This is a genomic window from Bacillus sp. GMa5/1, from assembly GCF_050172015.1.
Taxonomy (GTDB): Bacteria; Bacillota; Bacilli; order Bacillales; family Bacillaceae_G; genus Bacillus_A; species Bacillus_A cereus.
In genome coordinates, this window is record NZ_JBNLYC010000413.1 from 1 (window position 1) to 1150 (window position 1150).

Below are 1150 nucleotides of genomic sequence, written 5' to 3' on the forward strand. Positions count from 1 at the left end.
TCCTGTCTACATTATTGGATGCATATCTTACTAAAGATAGCTTCTTTTTTTATGATTCTATTGAAGTAATTAATTGCTGACGTTCTTTATCTCTATAAATTTTCATTTCATGTTTAAACTCGTAATTTCCTACTTCAAATCTAGCCCATTCCTTACTTGTCCAATATACTACATCTACATTTTCTCTTAAGATTGCAAAACACACATCCACTAATTCATCTTCGTAAAATGGAGCTTCTTTTGCTAATTCAAAAGCAAGCACTTTTGGATCCTTAGTTTTAATTTGAAGTTCCCTAGAGGTTTGCCCTAAATACTGCCATGGCGATGGTATTGATTGAACTTGGGCATCTCCCCTATCTTGAAACTGTGATGGAGAATAATTTGTTGAAGCAAATGTAGGTTTACTTACTCCTATTGCTGTTCCTAAAACAACAGAACCAATAATAAGTTTTTTAATCATTTTTTCAGCCCCTTTAATAATTTTGGATATGCTTCATTTTTATACCACGTTCACAGTCATGTAAATGAAGATAATTTGACAGAATTCTGTGTTTTCCTCGAAAAATGTATATTAATTACACACCTTAAATTTACTAAAAGCAAAATTGTTGGTTAAGGTAAATTTTTTTGTCGTAAGTATACACTTTTTGTATAAAAATTAGTTTTTTAAATATTTGCATACTTATTGATAAAGCTTCCTGCCATACCTTATTCGAAGCCAATTTACCTCTACCTACTCACTTCGTATTCCTTGAAGAAGGAATCTTCTTGACTAAAACGTATAAAAAAGTTGGGGATTTCCCCAACTTTTTTATACGTTTATTGTCTTATTAATCCTGTAGATGTAACCCCATATGTTCTTTTCTTTCCGATATATTCCTGTTTTCCATTCTCAAGGTTAGTTAAAGTCGCGCGTGTTTTTTCCTTTGCTGCTTCCCCTCCTATATGAGTAAATTCTATATAATCTCCCTCTTTTACAGGTACTGTTTGCGTTTCAGCATTTTGTTGTCTATTTCCCATAATTTCCTTATTGTACATAACGCTACCAGATGAGTTCTGGACTTTAATACTTGCATATGTGCTATTGAAATAAGAATGCGGTACACCGGTTTCTAATATTCGCTTTAAAACTTAGATATATTTAATATTT

1 protein-coding gene and 1 pseudogene are annotated in these 1150 nt (G+C 31.8%); both read right to left on the bottom strand.

Annotation, left to right across the window (positions count from 1 at the left end; all coding sequences use genetic code 11):
* Positions 1-49: 49 nt before the first annotated feature.
* The gene (locus ACQGSG_RS29065) at positions 50-460 is read right to left on the bottom strand and encodes a hypothetical protein (RefSeq protein ID WP_000592189.1); all 411 of its coding nucleotides are present in this window, start codon (positions 458-460) and stop codon (positions 50-52) included.
* A gap of 359 nt (positions 461-819) precedes the next feature.
* A pseudogene (locus ACQGSG_RS29070) lies at positions 820-1128 on the bottom strand (putative mucin/carbohydrate-binding domain-containing protein); the annotation flags it as partial.
* Positions 1129-1150 lie beyond the last annotated feature (22 nt).

What these genes read in the sequence shown, in the direction of transcription:
- ACQGSG_RS29065 (WP_000592189.1), bottom strand. Translation starts at nt 460, where the DNA reads ATGATTAAAAAACTTATTATTGGTTCTGTTGTTTTAGGAACAGCAATA.